The 5461-nt window shown below is 43.4% G+C and carries 5 protein-coding genes; 3 read left to right on the forward strand and 2 right to left on the reverse strand.

What is annotated here, in order from left to right:
* Both tnpA and BO222_RS09380 read right to left on the reverse strand, forming a co-directional pair.
* Window positions 1-288: IS66 family insertion sequence element accessory protein TnpA (gene tnpA / locus BO222_RS09375; protein WP_198931968.1), on the reverse strand; the 288-nt coding region annotated here is incomplete at its 3' end.
* Window positions 289-725: 437 nt separating this feature from the next.
* Window positions 726-1211 carry a peptidylprolyl isomerase gene (locus tag BO222_RS09380; RefSeq protein ID WP_430517242.1) on the reverse strand — a complete coding sequence of 162 codons (486 nt, stop codon included), beginning with the start codon at window positions 1209-1211 and terminating at the stop codon, window positions 726-728.
* 134 nt (window positions 1212-1345) lie between these two features.
* Here BO222_RS09380 and BO222_RS09385 point away from each other — a divergent pair, with 134 nt between their 5' ends.
* The 3 genes from BO222_RS09385 to BO222_RS09395 all read left to right on the forward strand — a co-directional run bounded on the left by BO222_RS09385 (window position 1346) and on the right by BO222_RS09395 (window position 5197).
* Entirely contained in the window at window positions 1346-2236 is an 891-nt protein-coding gene (locus BO222_RS09385; protein WP_075820466.1) for an LD-carboxypeptidase, read from the forward strand.
* Window positions 2237-2273: 37 nt separating this feature from the next.
* Window positions 2274-3131, forward strand: a complete 858-nt coding sequence (locus tag BO222_RS09390) for a hypothetical protein (protein WP_075820468.1) — start codon at window positions 2274-2276, stop codon at window positions 3129-3131.
* An 89-nt stretch (window positions 3132-3220) separates the two neighbouring features.
* Window positions 3221-5197, forward strand: coding sequence for an ATP-dependent DNA helicase RecG (locus BO222_RS09395; protein WP_075820470.1), 1977 nt, complete (start codon window positions 3221-3223; stop codon window positions 5195-5197).
* The last annotated feature ends 264 nt before the right edge of the window (window positions 5198-5461 follow it).

Here is a 5461-nt window from a genome sequence, read left to right on the forward strand (position 1 = left end):
ACGGATCGTTCGGTCGCTGTCAGTGATTTCAATCACCGGCTTTGGACTCTCGTCTGATCCTTCCAAATCCAGGAAGACCGTCCTGTCAATTTCTACGAATTCAAGAGCCGCTGAAGCAGGCGATACGGCGGCAGCTTTTCTGCGCCAGTACTGGAAGGTGGATAAAGCCAGGCCGTTTTGGACGCAGAAGCCAGCCTGAGTCAGACCTGACACCTGATATTGATCAACCAGGTTCATCCACTGTTCCTGATTCAGTTCACGGGATTTGGAAAACAGATAATTATGCATAAAATCCTCCAGTTCTAGTCGAATACAGAATATCGACTGGAACCGGAGGATCTAAGCCCGTGCAAATTTCAAAAGGTTACTTTCTTTTTGTTTAAGCCATATAAAAAAACTCTGAAGCGCTGCAAGCTTCAGAGTAAGGATCTGTTTTTACAGGAAGATGAATTATGCAAACTCAGATCCGCAAACAGAACGTTAAGTTCAGAAGGAAGCTGCAATTCCAAAGCCTGAAAGGATCGTTCTGTCAGCATCTTCATATTAGCCGGTTCTGGGTTAAATGACTGTACATATAATCGGAATAGTAAATATAAGTAATAAAATATCGGTTTTCTGATCAAATTGTAGCGAGCCAGAAAGTGCACAAGAAGTCGGATGATCATAAAAGAAAAAAGCATTCCAAAAGTGATTCTGGAATGCCTTTTTATGCCTCGGATAAAATCTTAGTCAGTAACTCGAATGGATTTGATTTTCTGATCCTGGAGCGGTTTATCGGAATAGTTGGTTTTGGTTGAAGCGATTTTATCGACTTCATCCATGCCGTCCGTCACTTTACCAAAAGCAGCATACTGCCCATCAAGATGCGGAGCATCGGCGTGCATGATAAAGAACTGGCTTCCAGCGGAGTTGGGGTCCATGGTTCGAGCCATCGAAAGAACACCGCGGGTATGTTTCAGGTCGTTGCCCGTAAAGCCATTTCCTGAGAATTCACCTGGAATCGTATGTCCAGGACCACCCATACCCGTTCCGGTTGGATCTCCGCCCTGAATCATGAAACCGGGGATGACACGGTGGAAAATGACTCCGTCATAAAAACCTTTGTTTGCGAGGGTTTCAAAGTTTTCTACCGTTTTTGGTGCTTTATCCGGATACAGTTCACCGGAAATCTTATTTCCGTCTTCCATTTCGATCGTAAATTTTTTTGTCACTGCAATTCACCTCCATAGTTTATTCAATTTCTACGAATTTATTCTACTTCAGTCAGATTGTTATAATGTTGAAAGTGCTGATGATTTTATTCTTTTTGAAAACAACATCTTCGATGAACCTAAGGAGTGTAAATATGAAAATTTTTCTGAGTGTCCTCTCGGATCCGCTGTCCGCAAGTTCTCTTGAATCCATTCAGAGACTGATGGGTTATTTAAAACGTTCTGGCATTCATTGCGATCTGGCTGACGAGCCCTGTTGGCTGATTGATCCCAAAATTCGCGCTGATCAATGGAATCATGCACTAAGAAGCGGGGAATATGATTGGATTTTTGACATTTCCGGTGGAAATCTGGCGAATCTGTGTGCTCCTTATCTTGATTATTCGGCCTATAAAGCCTCAAAATGTATTTTTGCTGGTTTTTCGGATCTTTCCTGTCTGCTCAATGCGGTCAGTTTTAAAACACAGCGCCCCACTCTTTTATATGCGCTCTACTATCAGAGAAACCTGAATACGATTCTTGAACTGCTTCATATCCATAAGGATCTGATTGGACTTACAAATCAATCCAAAGAAAGAGATATTCCAAAAACCTCCTGCCGCAGCAATCCTTTGCATTCCAGACTTTCTGTATCGATTCATATTCCGGAAGAAAAATCGGGATTTTCGATGGATGAATTTAATACAGGCAAAAGCCTGGGCGGAAACATCCGCTGCTTTTTAAAGCTGGCAGGAACCGATTCTTTTCCTGATTTAACAGACCACACTTTAGTGCTTGAAGGAATGGGAACCTCGAAATACGAATTTCTTTCTCTGATGGAACAGTTAAATATGATGAAGGCGTTTGAGCAGGCTTCGCAGGTGCTCTTTGGCTGCTTTTCGAAAATCATGCAGGAGACAGGAAGAGAAGGATATGAAGATTTTCTTTTATGGGCTATGGATTATTTAGAAATAGATATTCCCTGGGCCTGGACTGATCAGGTTGGTCATGTAGAAAACGGAAAACCAATTCTGTTAGAAGCCTGATTGGCAATTTAAAACTGGAAAGGAATGGATTGATGAAATGAATCTCTCCAAACAGAATACAGATCATGAACAAAAATTTCGTCCGGCATTTACGACGATTTTAAAACCACTGTTCTACAGCATACTCTTTTCGCTGTTTTACTCTTTTGGATACATCGGATTTACTCTGCTTGCGATCAATGATGGGATCTCTTCATGGGTGCTTTCAATTATTTCGATCATATGGCTGATGTTTTATATCCTCGGACAGTATTTTGCGATATCTCTGGCCTGGTCAAAGAAGGCAGGATCGCTTAGCCGGCCAAGATTGCTTCGAATTGGCGGCTGGTCATTGACATGGGGGCTGGCTGCATGTCTTTGCGGTTATTTTTGCAGCTGGATGCTGCAGGGAAATCTGATTTTCAGACTGTTCGCCGCATTTCTTTGCGCTTTTTTCCTGATTTGCATGATTCCGGCGAGTCTTCTTTACTTTTACGGTGTATATGAACAGGGAGAGGCGAAATTTGAACTGCTGCTGCGTCAAGTCAGAGAAAGTCTCTCGAAGAATTTTTTAAAAATTGTCAATCCATGGCTGATCCTGTTTTTGATCCTGGTCATCTGGCATTCAATGTTTGCCGGCCCCTTATCCATTGTGAACGGATTTAATCCGGGATCGTTATTAGTCAGTTTCCTGTTTATGGGCGAGCCATTTTGTTTTGCCACCCTGTTGGGGAGGCTTGGCTCAGACATTATGACGCAGGAAATCGTGGCGATGATCATTTTAGATGGATTGTTCAGTCTTGTTTTTACCTGGGCAATCATCAACTATGCCATGTACATTCGACGCTTCTATGTGTTTGATGTCCATTTTCCAGAAGGCGGCATCCGTATGGAGCAAAGAAAACTTGATGAATAATCACCTGAATCAATTCCTGTTGAGTGGATTGAAAGTTAGAGAAGCCTAGAACAACAAGACTATAGAGAAAAAGAAGGGAGGCGGCAGCCTTGAAACTGGAGATACTGAAGTTAACAGACAGACGAATGAAGATCCTGGAAAAAATGAAGATTCAATCGGTGGAAGAGCTGCTGCATACTTATCCATTCCGCTATGAGTCGGTCGTTTCTGTGCCCTATGAGCAATGGAATCCACAGGATTCGGTTGCTTTTGAAGGAGTCATTTCTTCAATGCCCAGTGTGATTCAGCTTCGAAACAAGCAAAGCATGACCCGTTTTAAAGTGATCAGCTGGAATGAAGAAATTACTGTCACCCTGTTTAATCGGCCCTGGCCAGGGCAGTTTCCTTTTGGCAAACAGATTACAATCTTTGGAATTTATCAGGGAAAAAATCAGGTCACCGCAAGCAGCTATAACTTTATTCCGATTAATCAGCAGCAGGGACTTCGCCCGGTTTATTCACTGGTCAAAATGGCAAAGCAATCGGATCTGAAGGCGATGATGAAGAAAGCCTTAAAATACGTAAAGCATGATCCGGATTTAGTGCCGGAAAGATTTCGTAAAAAGTATCGGCTTCTTTGTCATGAACAGGCTCTGTTATGGATTCATGAACCCCCTGATGATCAGAAACTCCATCAGGCCATCCGGACTCTGAAGTATGAAGAATTCCTGTGCTTTCAATCCGTCCTTCAGGCGACTCAGAATTCAGTGGTCGCTGGAGAATCCAAAATCTTTGACCAGTCCCTGCTTGAAGAAAAGATATCTGCTCTTCCTTATGAGCTGACGGCAGATCAAAGAAAGGCACTCGACGACATTCTAAGAGATCTGCGCAGTGATACCCAGATGTATCGAATGGTGCAGGGCGATGTCGGATGTGGAAAAACGGCGGTAGCCGCCTTATCAATCGAAGCAGCCAGACTTTCCGGAGTTCAGAGTGCTTTTTTAGCTCCAACCGAAATTCTGGCTGCTCAACATCTGGAAAATCTGAAAAAGTTGGATATTCCCGCCAGACTGTATGCAGCATCGTTAAAGAAGAAGGAAAAGAGAGAAATTCTTGATCAGCTAAAAAACGGAGAAATCCAGGTGGTTGTTGGAACGCATGCTCTGTTTCAGGAGAGTGTTGAATTTGACCATTTAGGCCTGGTGATCGTAGATGAACAGCAGCGCTTTGGGGTGCGTCAAAGAAGAGCTCTGATCGAAAAGGGAGTCAAAGCGGATTTTCTGATGATGTCTGCGACTCCGATTCCAAGAACATATGCTCACTTTTTATTTGGTGATATCCAGCTTTCATCCATTAGAACTCTTCCCCCAGGGCGCCAGCCGGTGAAGACAAAATTTGTCAGAGGTGCAAGCATGGGTCCGATTCTAAAAGAGGTTCTGGAAGGAATCAAAGAAGGAAGACAGCTTTATGTCGTTTGTCCGGCTATTGAAGATAACCCTGAAACAGACATTCATTCTGTAGAAAAGATCTATGCGGGAATGGTACAGACTTTTCAGGATCGAATCCGGATTGGCCTGCTTCACGGACAGATGAAACAGGCCGAAAAAGAACAGGTCATGAAAGAGTTTGAAAGCGGACAGCTTAATGTTCTGGTTTCAACCACGGTGATCGAAGTAGGAATCGATGTCCCCAATGCAACAATGATGGTGATTTATGATGCCAACCATTTTGGCTTATCTACTCTTCATCAGCTTCGGGGCCGGGCGGCCAGAGGAAAAGTGCAGGGCCTGTGCTGGCTACTTGCGGATACGAAAGATGCCATGGCTATTGAAAAGATGAAAATGATGGAACAGCTGCTCGATGGCTTTTCCATTTCGGATTATGATTTAAAGCTAAGAGGTCCAGGGGATCTGCTTGGAACCAGACAATCGGGTCTTCCTGCATTTATTCTTGGTGATTTTGATAAGGACCCGGCCATCATGGAATGTGCGCTCAGTGATGCCAGAGAAATTCTGGCCAGACAGATTGATCAGCCGATGCTCAATTACGTTCGAAAAGCTTCGGATGATTCGGTCTACCTTGACTAAACGGTTATGGAATATCAGAGAAGATCAGGACAGAGCAATAGGGACCAAAAAATTCTGAAACCTCCGTATTATGCAGCAGGATTATCCTGATCATAAGAAAGGGGCTGTTAAATTTCTGACAGTCCAAAAATAAAAAAAGGCACCTGATCCGTAATGGATGAGGTGCCTTTTTTGGTAAAATATGTTCATGCTCAATAAACAAAATTACCAAACACACTATAACTCGATTCAGGGCCGTTTGCCACTGCTCCATTCTCTCTTCCC

The sequence above is a fragment of the Ileibacterium valens genome (assembly GCF_001945525.1).
In the GTDB taxonomy this organism is placed as follows: domain Bacteria; phylum Bacillota_I; class Bacilli_A; order Erysipelotrichales; family Erysipelotrichaceae; genus Ileibacterium; species Ileibacterium valens.

What these genes read in the sequence shown, in the direction of transcription:
- BO222_RS09390 (WP_075820468.1), top strand. Translation starts at nt 2,274, where the DNA reads ATGAATCTCTCCAAACAGAATACAGATCATGAACAAAAATTTCGTCCG.
- BO222_RS09385 (WP_075820466.1), top strand. Translation starts at nt 1,346, where the DNA reads ATGAAAATTTTTCTGAGTGTCCTCTCGGATCCGCTGTCCGCAAGTTCT.